This window comes from Agromyces sp. CCNWLW213, assembly GCF_037199545.1.
In the GTDB taxonomy this organism is placed as follows: domain Bacteria; phylum Actinomycetota; class Actinomycetes; order Actinomycetales; family Microbacteriaceae; genus Agromyces.
The window spans coordinates 307,620-324,376 of the sequence record NZ_JBBBDX010000001.1 but is presented as its reverse complement, the minus strand read 5'-3'; the positions used below and the strand labels follow the sequence as shown (position 1 = coordinate 324,376).

Below are 16,757 nucleotides of genomic sequence, written 5' to 3'. Positions count from 1 at the left end.
AGTGACGCAGACGATCACCGAGGAGTTGATGGTGAAGTCACGGCATCGCGTAAAGGTTTACGGCGAAGTTTTCACCCCCCGGCACATGGTCAATCGCATGCTCGACCTTGTCCATGAGGAACTCGAGACCGGCCCGGATTTCGTCGACAAGACGTTCCTTGAGCCGGCCGCGGGCGACGGGAACTTCCTCGTCGCGATTCTGCACCGAAAGCTCCGAGCGATCGAGAAGCGGTGTCAACCCGAGTCCTGGCCCAACGAGTCCCTGTTCGCCCTCGCCTCGATCTATGGCATCGAACTGCTCGAGGACAACCACGAGGATGCCAAGGCGGCCATGCTCGCCGAGTTCTCGCGCTTCCATGCGAGGCACGATATCCCCTCCGCTCCCGACACAGACCTGATGCGGGCTGCATCGTTCCTGGTCGACACGAACGTCATCCGCGGTAACACCCTGACTGGCCGTGATTGGCGTGGCAACGAGATCCAGTTCTCCTGGTGGAACCGGGTCCCCAACAGCCCTGGCATGGTGCAACGCGACCCGTTCTCGCTCGCCTCGTTGCGCGACGACAACGCCCTTGACTTCACCGTCTACGACACATACACGGTGTGCCGAATCGACCACGTCCATGAAGAATCGAGAGCCGGTGGCTAGCCCGAATATCAGCACGTTCCACGAGGTGGTCCCCTACATCTATTCGTGGAAGACCCCCGACATCCCCAAGTACGACGGGTGGGAGAAGATCGGGTACACCGAGCAAGAGTCTGCCGAGAAGCGAATCTCCCAGCAGGGCAGTCAGCTCAACATCACGAAGATCAAGGTCTGGGCATACAGGGCAGCATTCATCACCGAGGACGGTGGGACGTTCCGCGACTCAGACTTTCACGCCTTCCTCAAGCAGCAGGGCATCCAGCGCGAGTTCGACCCGTCCAGCACACCGAGCCGCACGGAGTGGCACAAGTTCGCCGGTGCCCCGAAGACGAGCCAGCAGTACTTCTTCGAGTTCGCCTCGAAGTCCTTCACCACACCGCTCGGGGCGTCGCAGGATGCCTACAGGCTCCGGCCCGAGCAGCAGGAGGCTGTCAGCCAGGCGATGACGGCGTTCGCCACGCAAGGGGCTGGCGAGGTGCTGTGGAACGCCAAGCCGCGATTCGGTAAGACGCTGACGACGTACGACCTCATGGGGAAGATGGATGTCAAGCGTGCCCTCATCGTCACCAATCGCCCAGCCATCGCCAACTCCTGGTTCGACGACTATCAGCGTTTCATCGGCCATCAGACCAGCTACCAGTTTGTGTCCGACTCGCCGTCGCTCACCCAGCGCAGCCCCATGACGCGCGAGCAGTGGAAGGCGTACTCACTCGAGAACGTCGACCAGGACCCCCGCATTATCGAGTTCGTGTCGCTCCAGGACCTCAAAGGGTCGCAGTACTTCGGCGGCTCCCTCGACAAGCTCAAGCACATCGCCGACTTCAACTGGGACTTGCTCGTCATCGACGAAGCGCACGAAGGCGTGGACACGACGAAGACCGATGTAGCGTTCAACCAGATCAAGCGTCGCCACACGTTGCACCTGTCGGGAACGCCGTTCAAGGCGTTGGCATCAGGACGATTCAGCGACAACCAGATCTTCAACTGGACCTACGAGAACGAGCAGGGCGCCAAGGAGTCATGGGCGGACGACACCATTGACAACCCGTACGCCCAGCTCCCGACCCTAAATCTGCTGACCTACCAGCTCTCCCGCATGGTGGCCGACCGGCTTGCTGAAGGTGTCGCGCTCGACGAAGACGCGGGGAACGTTGACTACACATTCGACCTGGCGGAGTTCTTTGCGACCAAGGAGAACGGCTACTTCGTCTACGAAGCTGACGTGACGCGGTTCTTGGACGCGCTGGCGACGCAGGAGAAGTACCCGTTCTCCACCCCGGGGCTGCGTGATGAGATCAGGCACTCGTTCTGGCTGCTCAACCGGGTCGCCTCCGCCAAAGCGCTGGAGCGGATGCTCAAGAAGCACCCTGTCTTCGGCGAGTACACGGTCATCCTGGCGGCCGGCGACGGCCGACCCCACGCTGACGAGAACGACGGGCTGGAAGAGGATGCCGATGACTCCGTGACAGTGGGGAAGTCGCTCGACAAGGTCCGCGCGGCCATCGCAAAGGCGGAGGCCAATGGCGGCAAGACGATCACGTTGTCAGTGGGTCAGCTCACAACTGGTGTCACGGTGCCCGAGTGGACGGCGGTCATCATGCTGTCCAATCTGTCCTCGCCCGCTCTCTACATGCAGGCAGCCTTCCGATCGCAGAACCCATGCACGTTCACGCGCGGCGACAAGGTGTTCCAGAAGAAGAACGCCTACATCTTCGACTTCGCCCCCGAGCGCACGCTGACGATCTTTGACGCGTTCGCAAACAACCTCGCGCCGCACCCGCCGATCGATGCCGGTGAGCGCAGAGAGAATATCCGTCGGTTGCTCAACTTCTTTCCCATCCTGGGTGAGGACACCGAGGGCCGCATGATCGAGCTCGACGCCGCGCAGGTCCTCACGTTCCCGCAGGTGTTCAAAGCTCGTGAGGTCGTTCGGCGCGGCTTCCTGTCGAACCTGCTGTTCGCGAACGTGTCTGGCATCTTCCGGGCCGTGGAGCACTTCCAGGACATCCTTAACCAGCTCCCCGTCGCCAAGGAGAAGAAGGCCGAGAAGGGCAAGCTAGTCGAGGTTCCGATCCCGCCGCCGACCACGGACGCGGACGGAAACGTGCAGGTCGACGTCGGCACCGTCATCAACCCCAAGATCGCCGAGCTTGGCAAGCCGATCTACTCAGATGAGGACGTGCCGCCGCTGGACCCTGCCACGACGAAGGCTACTGAGGCGGCCAAGCAGATCGCCGCGGTCGTCACCGAGAAGGCGCGCGAGACACGGACCAAGGTCGCGGCCGAGTACGGCATGACGGCAAAGCAGGTCGAGAACGACGAGAAGGCCACCGAGGCGCAGGTGAAGGCCAAGGTGGAGCGGGCCTTCGTCGACCATCAGATCGCCCTAAACCACATCGAGGCCGATGGCAAGGACGCGGCGACGGAGGCCGACTTTCTGGCCGTCGAGGCGAAGAAGGCTGAGGCAAGGGCCGAGCTCGACGCGCAGGTACTCTCGATATTCCACGACACGCTCGACAACGTCACCGAGACCGTTGTCAAGCGTGAGGAGACAAAGAAGGCCCAGTCAGGGGCGAACAAGACGATGGACGCTGCGCGCGACCACCTGCGCGGGTTCGCAAGGACCATCCCGATGTTCCTCATGGCCTACGGCGACCGGAACATCACACTGGCGAACTTCGACGACTACACCCCGGACGACGTGTTTGCTGAGATCACGGGGATCACCGAGGAAGACTTCCGCAAACTCCGCGACGGTCGCGAGGTGACCGACCAGAAGACCGGCGAGATCATCCGCGTCCCGGGCCTGTTTGACGAGTCTGTGTTCAACCAGGCGATCCAGGAGTTCCTGAACAAGAAGCACGAACTCTCCGACTACTTCGACCCGGCGCTGCCCGAGGACATCTTCGCGTACATCCCACAGCAGAAGACGTCGCTGGTGTTCACCCCGAAGCCGGTTGTGCAGATGATGTGCGACACGCTGGAGGAGGCGAACCCGGGCATCTTCTCCGACCCGGACAAGACGTTCGCCGACCTGTTCTCCACCGCCGGTCTGTTCTGCATGGAAATCGTCCGCCGGCTCGAGAAGGGGCTAGCCGAAGCCATCCCTGACCAGGATGACCGGCTGCGGCACATCCTGACGCGGCAGGTGTTCGAGATGAGCCACAACAAGATCCTGCACGCCATTACATTGGAGGCCGTCAGCGGTGGCGTGGCGGAGCGCCGGGCGTGGCTGGAAGCCAGTGGGCACTTCAGAGTCGGCGACCTCGCCCGCATGAGCCCCGAGGAACGCGAGCGGGAAGTCGACGAGATGCTGGGAGACAGCTGACATGGCCAAGAAGTTCGATGTCGTCATCGGCAACCCGCCCTATCAGGAGGAGGCCCAGGGCGAGGGCACCCGTGCCACCCCTATCTACCACCAGTTCATGGACGCCGCGTACGCGGTCGCCACGAAGGCCGTGCTCATCACACCAGCGCGCTTCTTGTTCAACGCTGGCTTCACGCCGAAGGACTGGAACGAGAAGATGCTCGCGGACGAGCACCTGACAGTGGCATATTTCGAGTCCGACTCAAACCTGCTGTTTCCGAGCCTCACTGACCCTATCAAGGGCGGCATCGCAGTTACATACCGCGATTCGGGACGCAAGCTCGGCCCCATCGGCTTCTTCACCAAGCACCCCGAGCTCAACACGATCCTGCACAAAGTACTGGAATCGGGGACCACCTTCATCGACAAGTATGTGTCGAGCGGTCGCGCGTACGCGTTCACGAAGGAGATGCACGATCAGCACCCGAATGCGTCGAGCATTATGTCGAGTGACGCACAGTTCCGAGTGAGCACTAACGCCTTTGAGCAGGTCGCGTTCCTCTTCCACGAGGACCGCCCGAACGATGGCGGCGAGTACGTGCGCGTCCTCGGGGTCATCAGGAACCGTCGCTCTTTCCGTTGGATTCGCAGGGAGCACATCGTCGGCCCCGACAGCCTCGACAAGTACAAGGTCGCGGTTCCAGCGGCGAACGGGTCGGGGTCGACCACTGACTTTTTTGGCGTCGCGGTGAACAAGCCGACTGTGCTTGAACCAGGAGTTGCGGTCACGCAGACGTTCATCACCATCGGCTCGTTCGAAACCGAAGCCGAGGCGCAAGCGTGCCTGAAGTACATCAAGTCCAAGTTCGCGCGGACGCTGCTCGGCGTCTTAAAGATCACGCAGCACAATCCGGCGAAGGTGTGGAAGTACGTCCCTGTTCAAGACTTCACGTCCACGTCCGACGTCGACTGGTCGAAGTCCGTCCCCGAGATCGACGAGGAGCTCTACGCAAAGTACGGTCTCGACGCGGCGGAGATCGCGTTCATCGAATCCCAAGTCAAACCGATGGATTGACCGGGATCGAGGTCGCCGCGGTTCCCGCGAGTCCTTCCCGGCCGAAGACCCAGCTTGTCGCGAACCGGGGGCGTCGTCTGTCCCTCATAGGCTTGAGGGAAACATCGGAGTCAATTGGGGACGGGAAGAGTGCAGTTCATCATCGTGGCGACGGACGACCTCGCGACGCTCGGCCGTCAGCTCGCACACGCGCTTTCGCTGCATGAAGAGCACAGCGGAACCTACTGGACGCTGAAGCATTACGAGGACAATGAGGCGTCGCTTGCGAAGCAACCGGTTATCTTCCTGGGCGAGAGTAAGGTCTCCAAGCCTTACACCGAAGTCCTGCCGGTGCGGTTCGCAGACTACGGGACAACCTGCCGGTTCGAGGGTGCAAAGGCCGTTCTACTTGCCGATGACCCGGACAGCGTCAGCGTCGACGACCTCGCACGCTTCGAGCGGGTCGTAGAGGGCCGGGCTGAGGAACTTCGTCACATCGCCGAGACCACCAACGTCCCCGGCGTTGTCGAGGTGGAAGCGCAGGCGGAAACTGCAGGGGCACAGACGCCGTCCGTCGCCGTCGCTCACCAAATTCCTGTGGGTGTGAGGGTTGCGCTGGCCGTCCAGCCACTCTTCGATGCCGGGAAGGGTGCCGTCGACTTCATCGTCCGGGCCGTGAACTCGGGCAAGCGGAAGCGTGCGTACCTCCGACTGCAGTATCGCTACGTGCTCGATCGCTTCCTCAAGGAAGAGTTCGAGGTTTTCGTCGCCGGCGTCGAGGGGAACTGATGTCGGACTTCCGGAGGGGATACCAGGCCGCGCTCGACCACTTCTTTGGAGATACCGTCGGTCAGCGGGTCGCTCAATACGGGGATCGCGTCGAAGCCTCGGTCGCGGAACTCATTCGCGACATGGAGAAGGTCGCAATGAACGAGAAAGGTCTTGATTACGTCAAGGGCGACGTCGCCGAGCTCTGGCACGCCGGAACGTTGAACCTCGATGCTGTGCGGCGCGGAATCGATGTCGAGGCATTTGCTCCGCGGAATGCCTCACCGATTGACATCGCGCTTAGGGCAGATGGCTACGGATTGGCGGCCCAGCTGAAGTTCTACCGCTCGGCGGATGCCACCGCAAAGGCCATCAGCGATCCGAAGTATCAAGACCTCGAGAAGGTGGTCCCGGCGGATCAGTTGCGGGATGTTCGCGAGGCCGCCCTTCGTCTGGCGGATAGGAACGTCGAGCGACCGGACGTCGCGGCCTCCTATGACCACACCGCGCGAGTTGTCGATGACCGTTTGCGGATTGACGGAGCTGAGTCGAGGCCGCTCACGGAGGAGCAGTCGCGTATCCTCACCCAACAATTTCGACAGGATGGCGGGATCGACCAGGTACGGTTCGGGTTGACTTCCCAAGAGCTCATCGAGTGGCATGAAGTCTTTCGTGATGCGACTTCGGCCGCCGTCCGCGCCGCACTTATCACCGCTGCGCTTCAAGCCGCACCATACCTGGTGGCGATCGCGAGGAAGGGAATCGAGACTGGGGCGATCACGGCCAAGGATTTCGCGCCGCTCGGGCGTGCTGTTCCGGCGACGATGCTCCGTTCCGGGCTTGCTGGTGGGCTGGCGGCCGCCATCGTCGGAGCCGCTCGGAAGGAACTCCTCGGGGCCTCCCTGAAGGACCTCGATCCCAGCTTGGTCAGCGCGGTAGTAGTGCTATCCCTCTGTGCCGTCACGAACTCGATCAAGGCGGCACGGGGCGAGCTGACTCCTCAGGAGGCGGCGGGCTACACCGCCGAAGACGCCCTTACAATTGCCGTCGCACTGGGGTTCGGGGCGATTGGCCAAGCGCTCATCCCGATTCCGCTCCTTGGGTCCCTGATCGGGAACATCGTCGGAGCACTTGTCGCGCGACTGGTGATCGATCAGGCCAGTGCAGCCATGCTCAGCCTCGCAGTTGAGACCGGTTGGACGTTCTTCGGGCTGGTCGACCAGAACTACACGGTTCCCGCTGAACTCCTCTCTGAGGCTGGTTGGAAAATGATCGAACTTCGGAAGCTCGGGCCGCGGCCAGTAGAACTTCGAGGTCTGGAACCAAGAACCATGTACCCCGACCAGATCGATGTGACGGTGCTCCGCCGCGGGGTAGTGGCCTTCCGTCGCGTCGGATACGTCGCCTAGGCAGTCGCACGCAGAGTGTGTCGGCCGCGCTCCAAGATCCCCCAAACCGCTGGCCTCGCGTCGGCGCGTTGGGGGCTGGAGCCGTCGACGCGCACTTGCATGTGCGCCTCGACGCACAGGCTCAAGCCGTCGCCTTCCTCCCCGCGGTCAATCGCCCTGAGGTGCGCGACTGCGCGCTGCGACACAGCGGCGCGCCACGACATCAGCATCGTCACGCTCGTCGCATCGCGGAGGCCGTCGACCGGATGGGCGACCTCGTGACCGAGTTGATCCAGCCAGTTGCGGAGCGGCTCACTGGATCGGCCTGACTTTCGATCGGTTCCTCAACCAAGGATGGAACACGATCAACGGCGACAGACCCCGTCGGCCTATCGTGTGGGCATGGTTGATGTCGAACTACCTGAGAAGTACCGACTGTCGTTTCTCGTCGGAGAGATCGTCCGCAACGACGTTTCGACCGAGAACGAGACCCGGATGCTGTGGCGTCGGCTGCAAGCAGTTGGGCTCCTTGATCCCGATAAGTTCTCTTATGGGCGGTTGTTCGGCAAGCTGCGAAAGGCGCTGCCTCACCCGAGGTGCCCGGCGCCTTTCGTAGCATCGCGCTCGATGTGCTGAGTACCGCTGACGCGGGGCACAAGACTCGCAACGCCTTTGCCCACACGATCTTTATGCACCACCCCAAGTTCGGCGACGACCTGATGAGACCCGCCCGCCATGCCGTCGAATCCTGGGAACTCTCCAAGCTCGAAGACGCAGCCCGCGACAGCCTGAGGACCAGCTGGCGCATGCGTGGCGTGTGGATCATCGCGCCGTACTGGATCGGCGGTCCGACCGACGGCTATGAAACGGCCGAGCTGCTGCGGTCATGGACCCGCGTCGCGATGGGACACATCGCAGACATGCCGGGTGTCATCGAAGGGACGCCGGGTCCCGCCCCGGAACCGGCTGAGAGTTACGAGAAGACGGCGGCGCAGGAGTCCGCGCGCCGGTCAACAACCAACAGCGTCTAGCTGCGCACGGCGACAAGGGTGACGTCACTTTCATTGCTGCCGAAGCATCCACGCGGCTGTGAAGTCGGGCACGGCGCCGGGCGGCAGGAAGCCTCAGCGAACCGAGGCCGGCGAGGGAGCCGGGGCTGGATTCGAGCGCGTGACTGATCGCCGGCTTCGCGCCGTGGTGGCGCCCCTTCTTCCCCGCTGAATAAGGCGCGGCCGTTTGGCGTCCGCGGCCTTTTTGCGGCTCTTTTTATACCCAGAATCCGGCGAACGACGGCATCCATCGGCCACCACCACGCAGCCGCTCGCCCCGCTCTTCCTTATACTTGCTGGCATCCACAACCAAACACGTGCGCGCCAGCCAAGGTGCCTCCCGTCAGGGGGTCAGGGGTTCGAGTCCCCTCAGATCCACCATTCGATCGAGAACCCCGTCGCAGCGAGCGGCGGGGTTCTTCGCATTCCCGGCCCGGACGCCACGCCGCTCAGGCGGCCCGCATCGAGCTCGAACGTCGCACGCGCGTCACCGCATCGGGTGCCGCGGTGAACCGCCCCTGGCGGCCCGCAGGCGTGACGTACTGCACGCGGATACCGCGGCCGACGCGTGCGACCTTGGTGATCTCGTACACGCTGCCGGTCGCGCTGACCAGCGTGTCGCCGACGGCGAGCTGGTTGGTCTGCTTGAGTTCGACGGCCTCCATAGTGAGAGCATCTCAGTACCCACTGACATCCGGAGCGCCGGGGCCGGCCAGCGCGGCGAGTTCCATCGCGAGGCGCACGGGCGAGGTGCGCGGCACGACGTGGCGGTCGCCGGGAATCGTCACGAGGCGGGCGTCGGCCCCGTTCGCCTCGACGAGCCGCCGGCACCACGCCTCGCGGGCGATCGGATCGGACTCGCCGCGCACCACGATCGCGGGCACGGTGCATCCCGCCATCCGGTCGAGCGTCGGATAGCGCATCATCTCGCGCAGGACCTCGAGGTACCAGCGCACGCCACCGCGGACGTAGTCCCGGACCACGAGCGCGTTGACCGGCGCCGGCTCGCGGAGGGTGTCGCGAACGAGGGAGGCCGACTGCTGCCGGACGGTATGGCGAGCGTCGTCGACCACCGGGCCCACCATGACGATCGCGCGGACGCCGAGGGGGCGGATCCGGGCGAGCTCGAGGACCACCTGCGTCCCCATCGAATGACCGGCCGCGACCAGCGGCCAGGCGCCCAGGCGATCGAGGAGTCCGGCGAGATCCGCGGCGTACGCCTCGATGCTCGTGGCCCGGGGCGGCCGCTCGGTGGAGCCGAACCCGGCCAGGTCGACGTTGAGGGTTCGCAGGGTCGGCGGCAGGGCGTCCTGGACGAGGTCGAGCGATGCGTGCGTCATCCCGATGCCGTGCACGAGCAGCACCGCGGCCGTCCCGGTTCCACTCGTGCCGGACTCGTGGACGAGGTACTGCCGCCCGTTCACGCGGAGCTCGTGGCGCAGCGCGTCGGTTCCGTCGCCCGAGTTCCGGGCGACCTCCGCTCCCGCGTCGCCGCGCGCACCCCCACGTCCCATCGCGCACTCCCTTCGGCCGGTACCGGTCCGACCGTACTCCTCCGATGTTCGCCCTCGGCACCCCTTGCGCACGGCGCGGTTCCTTGACCGCCTCGCGACGGGGGCAGGACAATGAGGGGACGATCCGAACGCAAGGGGCACCCGCCGATGAGCGATACGACCACCCGACCGACCGATCCAGCGCTCCTCGATTCCGGACACGGCGACACCGCCGTCCTCGGGGCCGACGAGGTCCGCACGACCACGTCCGGTGGCGCGCACCCTGCGGCCGGCACCGCGAGCCGTCGCGTCGCGTGGAGTCGAGACCTCCGGTTCATGGCCGTCGTCCTCGCCGCCATCGTCGCGCTCTTCCTGGCCTTCGCGCTCGTGGTGGCCTTCGCGCCCGACGCCTCCGGCGTGACCGCGCTCGCGATCGTCGCCGCGCCGATCGTCACGATCGTCGCCGCCTACTACGGCATCTCCCTGGCGCTCCGCCAGGTCTCCGAGGCCCGTCGGGCGTCGGATGCCGCTGACGAACGCGCACGCGCCGCGGAGGCGACCGCGCGCGAGTCCGACGCGTGGGCCGCGCAGATGGAATCGGGTCTCCGGCTCGCCGTCTCCAAGCTCACCGCCGCGCGCATCGACACGCGCGACGTGGAGCGCGCCGCGGGGACGCCCGACGACTTCTTCTAGACCGGCCGGAGCCCGGAACCGATCGAGGCGCATCCCCTGGGGGATGCGCCTCGATCCGTCTCACGGGGCGATCACAGGTCGGCCAGCAGCGAGATGGGGCGCTCGATGCAGCCGGCGACGTAGGTGAGGAACCCGGCGGCCTCCGCTCCGTCGCACACGCGGTGGTCGAACGAGATGGTGAGCTCCGTCACGGTGCGCACCGCGAGCTCGCCGTCGACCACCCACGGCCGCGCCACGAGCCGGCCGATGCCGAGCATCGCGGCCTCGGGGTGGTTGATGATGGCGGCCGAGCCGTCCACGCCGAGCGACCCGTAGTTGTTGAGGGTGAAGGTGCCGCCGGACAGCGCGTCCGGTGGGAACGCGCCCGTCGAGGCCTGCTCGGTTCGGTCCTGCACGGCGTCGCGGAGCTCGCGGAGCGTCATCCGCTCGGCCCCGTGCACGACCGGGACGAGGAGTCCGCGCGGGGTCTGGGCGGCGAGGCCGAGGTTCACGCCCGAGTGCAGCACGAGCTCGTCGCGCTCGGCGTCGAAGCTCGCGTTGAGCGCCGGATGCCGAGCGAGCCCCGCGACCACGAACCGCGCCACGAGCGCGGTCATGCCGAAGCGCTCGCCCGTCGCCTCCTGCAGCTGGCGCTTCGCGGCGAGGAGCTCGGTCGCGTCGACGTCCATCCACACGGTCGCCTCGGGGATCTCCCGGCGGGAGCGCGTGAAGTGCGCCGCCGCCGCGCGCTGCAGGCGATCGAGCGGCACGCGCCGGTCGCCGGCCGGGGCCGCGGCAGGGGCGGGCGCCGCGGGCGCACCGGCGGGTTCGGCGGGCGCGGTGCGCGCCGCCTCGAGTTCGCGGATGAACTCCTCGACGTCGTGCCGAGTCACCAGGCCGTCGGGTCCGGAGCCCAGCAGCTCGCTCGCATCGAACCCGTGCTCGCGCGCGAGTCGGCGCACGATCGGCGAGATGACGGGGGAGTGGCGCCCGTGCTCGAGGACGTGCGGCTCGTCGGCCCTCTCGCCGGTCGGCGGCGCGGCGACGGCAGCTCGCTCGTCCGGACCCTCGCCGCCGGTGCGGCGACGACCGAAGCGCGACGGCGCCGACGACGATCGAGCGGATGCCGCCGCGGTGCGCGTGCCGTACCCGATGAGGACGGCGCCGGACTCCTCGCCCGCGGCGTCCGTGGGCACCGCGACGCCCGGCTCGGCCGCGACCGGTGCCGCGTGGGGCTCCGCGGAGGACGCGACGGACGCCGGCGGCTCGGGCTGGGAGTCGCCGGCGGCATCCGTCGCGTCGAGGGAAGCGCCGACCGGGGCGAGCCGCAGGAGCACCTCGCCGGCGTGGAGCACCTGGCCGACCTCGCCGCCGAGCGACTCGACGACACCCGCGATGGGCGTCGGCAGCTGCACGACCGACTTCGCCGATTCGAGCTCGACCACTGGCTGGTCGACTGTCACCTCGTCGCCCGGCTGGACCAGCCAGGCGACGACCTCCGCCTCGGTGAGCCCCTCGCCGAGGTCGGGCAGGATGAACTCGCGTGCGCTCATGCCAGGTCCCACTCCCATGAGGCGAGCGCATCGAGCACGCGGTCGGGTGTCGGCAGGTAGTGCTCCTCGAGCTTCGGCGAGGGGTAGGGGATGTCGTAGCCGGTGATGCGGAGGATCGGCGCGGCGAGGTGGAAGAAGTTGCGCTCGGTGAGCCGGGCCGCCACCTCGGCGCCGTAGCCGCCGAACTGCGCCGCCTCGTGGATCACGGCGGCGCGCGAGGTCTTGCGCACCGACGCGCTCACGGTCTCGTCGTCGAACGGCGAGAGGCTCCGCAGGTCGATCACCTCGATCGACAGCCCCTCGGCCTCGGCGGCGGATGCCGCATCGAGGGCGGTCCGCACGGTGGGTCCGTAGCCGATCAGGGTGACGTCCGTGCCCTCGCGGACGACCTTCGCGCGGTTCATGGGCTCCGTGCGGACGGGCAGCTCGAGGCTCGCCTTCGACCAGTACCGGCTCTTGGGCTCCATGAACACGATCGGGTCGTCGCTCTCGATCGCCTCGCGGAGCATCGAGTAGGCGTCGGCGGGGTTGGACGGCATGACGACCGTGAGCCCGGGCGTCGCCGCCCAGTACCCCTCCGACGAGTCGGAGTGGTGCTCGACGCCGCCGATCGCGCCGGCGCACGGGATGCGGATGACCATCGGCAGGCTCACGTGTCCCTTGGTGCGGTTCCGCATCTTCGCGACGTGCGAGACGATCTGCTCGAATGCGGGATAGCTGAACGCGTCGAACTGCATCTCGACGACGGGACGCATGCCGTACATGGCCATGCCGACGGCGGTGCCGATGATGCCGGACTCGGCGAGCGGGGAGTCCCAGACGCGTTCGTCGCCGAACCTCGCCTGCAGGCCGTCGGTGACGCGGAACACCCCGCCGAGCGGGCCGACGTCCTCGCCGTACACGACGACGCGGTCGTCGGCCTCCATCGCGTCGCGCAGGGCGGCGTTCAGGGCTCCGGCCATGGTCAGGGGCTGCGGGGCGGATGCCGCGGCATCCGCTGCGCGCTCGGTCGCGGTCGCGCTCATCGGGCGGCCACCTCCGTTCCGGCGTTCCGGGCGTGGGCGGCGAGCTCGGCTTCGAGGGCGGCGCGCTGCTCGCCCAGCGAGGCGCGCGGCGTCGCGTAGACGTGGTCGAAGAGCTCGAGCGGGTCGAGTTCGGGTTGCTCGTTCATCGCGTCGCGCGTGCGCGCGGCGAGCGCCTCGGCGGCCTCGCCGACCTCGGCGCGCACCGTGTCGGTGAGTGCGCCCTCGGAGACGAGGTACTTCTCGAGCCGTTCGATCGGGTCGCGGCGCTTCCAGTGCTCCACCTCGCGGCTCTGCCGGTAGCGCGTCGGGTCGTCGGAGTTCGTGTGCGACTCGATGCGGTAGGTGAGTCCCTCGATGAGCGTCGGGCCGCCGCCCGTGCGAGCGCGCGCGACGGCGGCGGAGGCCACCGCGTACATGGCCGCGATGTCGTTGCCGTCGACGTGGTAGCCGGGCATGCCGTAGCCGACGGCCTTGTCGGCGAGCGTGGCGGCGTGCGTCTGCCGGGCGAGCGGCGTGCTGATCGCGAACTGGTTGTTCTGCACGAGGAAGACGGTCGGGGTCTGCCAGACGGCGGCGAAGTTGAAGGCCTCGTGGGCGTCGCCCTCGCTCGTCGCGCCGTCGCCCAGGAAGGTGAGCGTGACGATGGGGTCGTGGCGGAGCCGAGCGGCGTGGGCGAGGCCGACGGCGTGGAGTGCCTGGGTCGCGAGCGGCGTCGCCATCGACGCGGTGCGGCGCCGGTGCTGGTCCCATCCGTTGTGCCAGTCGCCGCGGAACGACTGGAGGATCTCCCCGGGCTCGAGGCCGCGCGTGAGCAGGGCGATGCTGTCGCGGTAGGTCGGGAAGAACCAGTCGTCGGCGTCGATCGCAGAGACGACGCCGATCTCGCAGGCCTCCTGGCCCAATGCCGACGGGTACGTCGCGAGCCGGCCCTGCTTGGTGAGGGCGGTGACCTGCACGTCGAAGCGACGCGCGATGACCATGCGCCGGTACAGCTCGAGGAGGGTCTCGACGGGGGGCAGGGCGAAGCCGCCGGTCTCGCGGCCGTGCACCGCGTGGCCGGCGTTGTCGAGGAGGCGCAGGGGCTTCTCGGAGGGCAGGACCCGTGGTTCGTGATGCTCGACGTTGAGGCTCATACGGCCATGGTGCGCCAGTCCTCGGGACCCCCGCTGGGGGTACGCGTCAACCGTGAACGATCGGCACGCCGCGGGCGAAACGGATGCCGCGCGTCCGGTCGGAGGGCACTCAGGCGCGCCAGATGTCCAGCGACTGGGCGGGCGGTCGGCCGTCGATCTCGGCGAGGATCAGGTGCGACCGCGTCGAAACCACGCCGGGCATGTCGTGGATGTCGCGGAGGATCGCCTGGCTCAGCTGCTCGTGGTCGGGCGCGCTGACGGTCAGCATGATGTCGATGTCTCCCGACACGGCCTGCACCTTCTCGACGAAGGGCAGCGTCGCGAGCTTCGCGGCGATCTCCTCCCACGAGACGTCCCCGATGCGCACCACGACGAGCGCGGAGATGTTGAGCCCGATCGCCTTGCGGTCGATCTGGGCGCCGAACCCCGTGATCACGCCGCGCTGCTGCAACGCCAGCACCCGGTTGTGCGCGGCGGTGCGCGAGATGTGCACGCGCTCGGCGAGGGTGCGGACCGAGAGCCGGCCGTCGCGGCTGAGTTCGGCGACGATGCGACGGTCGATCGCGTCGAGCGGTTCGCCTCGGTGTGCTGCCTGCTGGGTCATCCTCGTCCTCGCGGTTCGTTCCCAGCGTACCGGCTGCGCCGTCGCAGCCGACGGAGCGAGATCCGCGTGGGGAGCGCGCGAGCGCGGGGAGGGACGACGCGGCGCGCCAGGCCGAGCCCTGTCAGCCAGGCCTCCGCGACCCGCCTCGTCCGCGGCGTCCAGCGGAACCCGTACGCCTCCCGCAGGGCCGGAGGGAGCAAGGCGGCGGTGACGAGTCGCACCGCCGGCAGGAGCGCGCGCAGCGGAGCCGGCAGTGCCGCACCCGTGAGCAGGTCCTGCGCCACCGACCGGGCATCGTCCCCGACTTCGAGCCGCGCCAGGCGGCCCGCCCACCACTCCTCGAACTCGCCGCGCGTCGCCGGCCACCCGGCATCCGCCCCCTGCAGCCGCGTCGCGATCGGCGCGTACCCGCGGACGAGCGCGTCGGCCGTCCCCGGGTCGAGACGGCGACCAGCCAGACGGTCCTCGAGCTGCAGCGCCATCGCGAGGATGGTCGCGGCGACCCACCGCTGCGCGTCGGCGTCGCGCGCGTCGTACCTGCGGGGCTCCTCGCCGCGGACGCGGGCGTGACGTGCGTCGACCACCCGCACGACATGCCGGATGTCGCGCTCGTCGCCGAACACGAGCGCCGTGAGGTACTGATGGGTGCCGTCGAGCCGGTCGAGCGGGCGCTCCCGGAATCCGCTGTGCCGAGCCACGCCCGCCGCGATCCTCGGGTCGGCCAGCTGGAGCAGGATCGCCGCTGCGCCGCCTGCCATGAGCGTCCCGTCGGCGGCGTGCCGACGCAGGATCGCGCGGTCGTGTTCGTCGTCCATCCCGTCCGTTCTACCCCGGCTCGCTGCGGGGAGCATGCAGGCGGGGCCGCGTAGACTCGCCGGGTGCGCCGCAGCCTCCCCTCGACCCTGGCCGCCCTCGCCCTCACGGGTGCGGCGGTGCTCTCGGGTTGCTCGGCGCCTGCGGAATCGACGCCGAGCCCGAGCGCGGCCCCTCGGAGCGCGACGCCGACGCCGACGCCTGCGACGGCCGCCGAGTGGGCGGCCGAGCGAGTCGCCGGCATGACGATCGACGAGAAGGCGGCGTCGGTGCTCATGCTGCACGCACCCGGCACCGACCCGGCCGCGATGCGCGCGCTGCTCGACGAGGGCATCGCGGGCGTCATCCTCATGGGCGACAACATGACCGGCGACCAGGCATCGCTCGCGGCGCTCACCGCCGCGCTGCAGGTCGACCCCGACGCGGCGACCCTCGTCGGCATCGACCAGGAGGGCGGCATCGTGAGCCGGATCGACTGGGATACCGCCCCCGGTCCCGTCGAAGTGCGCGCGCAGCCGCCGGCGGCCACGCGCGACGCGTTCGCCGCGCGTGCGGCGACCCTCGCGGCGTCCGGGGTCAACGTGAACTTCGGCGTCGTGGCGGACGTCACGGCGGATCCGTCGTCGTTCATCTTCGATCGCGTGCTCGGCACCGACCCTGCGGACGCCGGAGCGCGGGTCGCGGCGGCCGTCGAGGGGGAGCGGGGCGCCGTGCTGAGCACGGTCAAGCACTTCCCCGGACACGGCGCGGCTCCCGGCGACTCCCACGTGTCCATCCCCACGGCGCCGCTGACGCTCGACGAGTGGCGCGCCGGGCCGGCGCTGCCGTTCGCCGCCGCGATCGCCGCCGACGTCGAGCTGGTGATGACCGGGCACCTGGCGTACCCCGCGGTGGACGCCGCGCCGGCGTCGCTCTCGCCGGAGTGGCACCGCATCCTGCGGGAGGAGCTGGGATTCGACGGCGTGCTCGTCACCGACGACATGCTCATGCTCCAGCACAACGGCCTGCCCGAGTACGCCGATCCGGGCGAGAACGCCGTGCAGGCGATCGCCGCGGGGAGCGACCTGCTGCTCTACGTCCTGCCGGCGGATCCGTCGGAGTTCGGCATCAGCGTCGGCGGGCTCGCGGCCTCGATCGCCGAGGCCGTCGACGCGGGACGGATCCCGGAGGCGCGCCTGGACGAGGCCGCGACGCGGGTGCTGGAGCTGCGTCGCGAACTGGTCGTGGGATCCGGGGAATAGATCCGCAGGCT

General features: G+C 67.8%; 16 protein-coding genes. 9 read left to right on the top strand and 7 right to left on the bottom strand.

The window, feature by feature from the left end:
* Position 1: 1 nt before the first annotated feature.
* The 7 genes from WBQ80_RS01570 (at position 2) to WBQ80_RS01540 (ending at position 8,194) form a co-directional block, all read left to right on the top strand.
* Complete coding sequence (locus WBQ80_RS01570; protein ID WP_336570215.1) at positions 2-649, top strand: DNA methyltransferase; 648 nt, start codon at positions 2-4, stop codon at positions 647-649.
* Positions 624-3,974 (top strand): DEAD/DEAH box helicase family protein, encoded by a 3,351-nt coding sequence (locus WBQ80_RS01565; protein ID WP_336570216.1) that lies wholly within the window; start codon positions 624-626, stop codon positions 3,972-3,974. Before WBQ80_RS01570 ends, WBQ80_RS01565 begins: the two co-directional genes overlap by 26 nt.
* Before the next feature lies 1 nt (position 3,975).
* Positions 3,976-5,028 carry an Eco57I restriction-modification methylase domain-containing protein gene (locus WBQ80_RS01560; protein ID WP_336570217.1) on the top strand — a complete coding sequence of 351 codons (1,053 nt, stop codon included), beginning with the start codon at positions 3,976-3,978 and terminating at the stop codon, positions 5,026-5,028.
* A 129-nt stretch (positions 5,029-5,157) separates the two neighbouring features.
* Positions 5,158-5,796, top strand: a complete 639-nt coding sequence (locus WBQ80_RS01555) for a hypothetical protein (RefSeq protein WP_336570218.1) — start codon at positions 5,158-5,160, stop codon at positions 5,794-5,796.
* Positions 5,796-7,184 carry a hypothetical protein gene (locus WBQ80_RS01550; RefSeq protein WP_336570219.1) on the top strand — a complete coding sequence of 463 codons (1,389 nt, stop codon included), beginning with the start codon at positions 5,796-5,798 and terminating at the stop codon, positions 7,182-7,184. Before WBQ80_RS01555 ends, WBQ80_RS01550 begins: the two co-directional genes overlap by 1 nt.
* A gap of 381 nt (positions 7,185-7,565) precedes the next feature.
* Positions 7,566-7,799 carry a hypothetical protein gene (locus WBQ80_RS01545; protein WP_336570220.1) on the top strand — a complete coding sequence of 78 codons (234 nt, stop codon included), beginning with the start codon at positions 7,566-7,568 and terminating at the stop codon, positions 7,797-7,799.
* Positions 7,793-8,194, top strand: a complete 402-nt coding sequence (locus tag WBQ80_RS01540) for a hypothetical protein (protein WP_336570221.1) — start codon at positions 7,793-7,795, stop codon at positions 8,192-8,194. Before WBQ80_RS01545 ends, WBQ80_RS01540 begins: the two co-directional genes overlap by 7 nt.
* A 467-nt stretch (positions 8,195-8,661) precedes the next feature.
* Here WBQ80_RS01540 and WBQ80_RS01535 read toward each other — a convergent pair whose 3' ends face one another.
* Together WBQ80_RS01535 and WBQ80_RS01530 are read right to left on the bottom strand one after the other, a co-directional pair.
* Complete coding sequence (locus tag WBQ80_RS01535; RefSeq protein WP_336570222.1) at positions 8,662-8,877, bottom strand: hypothetical protein; 216 nt, start codon at positions 8,875-8,877, stop codon at positions 8,662-8,664.
* Positions 8,878-8,889: 12 nt separating this feature from the next.
* Positions 8,890-9,726: an alpha/beta fold hydrolase gene (locus tag WBQ80_RS01530; RefSeq protein WP_336570223.1), complete on the bottom strand. Its 837-nt coding sequence runs from the start codon at positions 9,724-9,726 to the stop codon at positions 8,890-8,892.
* A gap of 147 nt (positions 9,727-9,873) precedes the next feature.
* Between WBQ80_RS01530 and WBQ80_RS01525 the strand changes: the two genes are divergently transcribed.
* Positions 9,874-10,398, top strand: a complete 525-nt coding sequence (locus tag WBQ80_RS01525; RefSeq protein WP_336570224.1) for a hypothetical protein — start codon at positions 9,874-9,876, stop codon at positions 10,396-10,398.
* A 71-nt stretch (positions 10,399-10,469) separates the two neighbouring features.
* On the opposite strand, the gene WBQ80_RS01520 is transcribed toward WBQ80_RS01525, so the two are convergent.
* The 5 genes from WBQ80_RS01520 to WBQ80_RS01500 form a co-directional block, all read right to left on the bottom strand.
* Positions 10,470-11,930, bottom strand: coding sequence for a dihydrolipoamide acetyltransferase family protein (locus WBQ80_RS01520; protein WP_336570225.1), 1,461 nt, complete (start codon positions 11,928-11,930; stop codon positions 10,470-10,472).
* Positions 11,927-12,955 (bottom strand): alpha-ketoacid dehydrogenase subunit beta, encoded by a 1,029-nt coding sequence (locus WBQ80_RS01515; RefSeq protein WP_336570226.1) that lies wholly within the window; start codon positions 12,953-12,955, stop codon positions 11,927-11,929. Before WBQ80_RS01515 ends, WBQ80_RS01520 begins: the two co-directional genes overlap by 4 nt.
* Positions 12,952-14,088 (bottom strand): pyruvate dehydrogenase (acetyl-transferring) E1 component subunit alpha, encoded by a 1,137-nt coding sequence (gene pdhA / locus WBQ80_RS01510; protein WP_336570227.1) that lies wholly within the window; start codon positions 14,086-14,088, stop codon positions 12,952-12,954. Before pdhA ends, WBQ80_RS01515 begins: the two co-directional genes overlap by 4 nt.
* Before the next feature lie 109 nt (positions 14,089-14,197).
* Positions 14,198-14,692, bottom strand: a complete 495-nt coding sequence (locus tag WBQ80_RS01505) for an Lrp/AsnC family transcriptional regulator (RefSeq protein WP_336570228.1) — start codon at positions 14,690-14,692, stop codon at positions 14,198-14,200.
* Positions 14,689-15,507: an oxygenase MpaB family protein gene (locus WBQ80_RS01500; protein ID WP_336570229.1), complete on the bottom strand. Its 819-nt coding sequence runs from the start codon at positions 15,505-15,507 to the stop codon at positions 14,689-14,691. Before WBQ80_RS01500 ends, WBQ80_RS01505 begins: the two co-directional genes overlap by 4 nt.
* Positions 15,508-15,570: 63 nt before the next feature.
* Between WBQ80_RS01500 and WBQ80_RS01495 the strand changes: the two genes are divergently transcribed.
* Entirely contained in the window at positions 15,571-16,746 is a 1,176-nt protein-coding gene (locus WBQ80_RS01495) for a glycoside hydrolase family 3 N-terminal domain-containing protein (protein ID WP_336570230.1), read from the top strand.
* Positions 16,747-16,757: the final 11 nt, after the last annotated feature.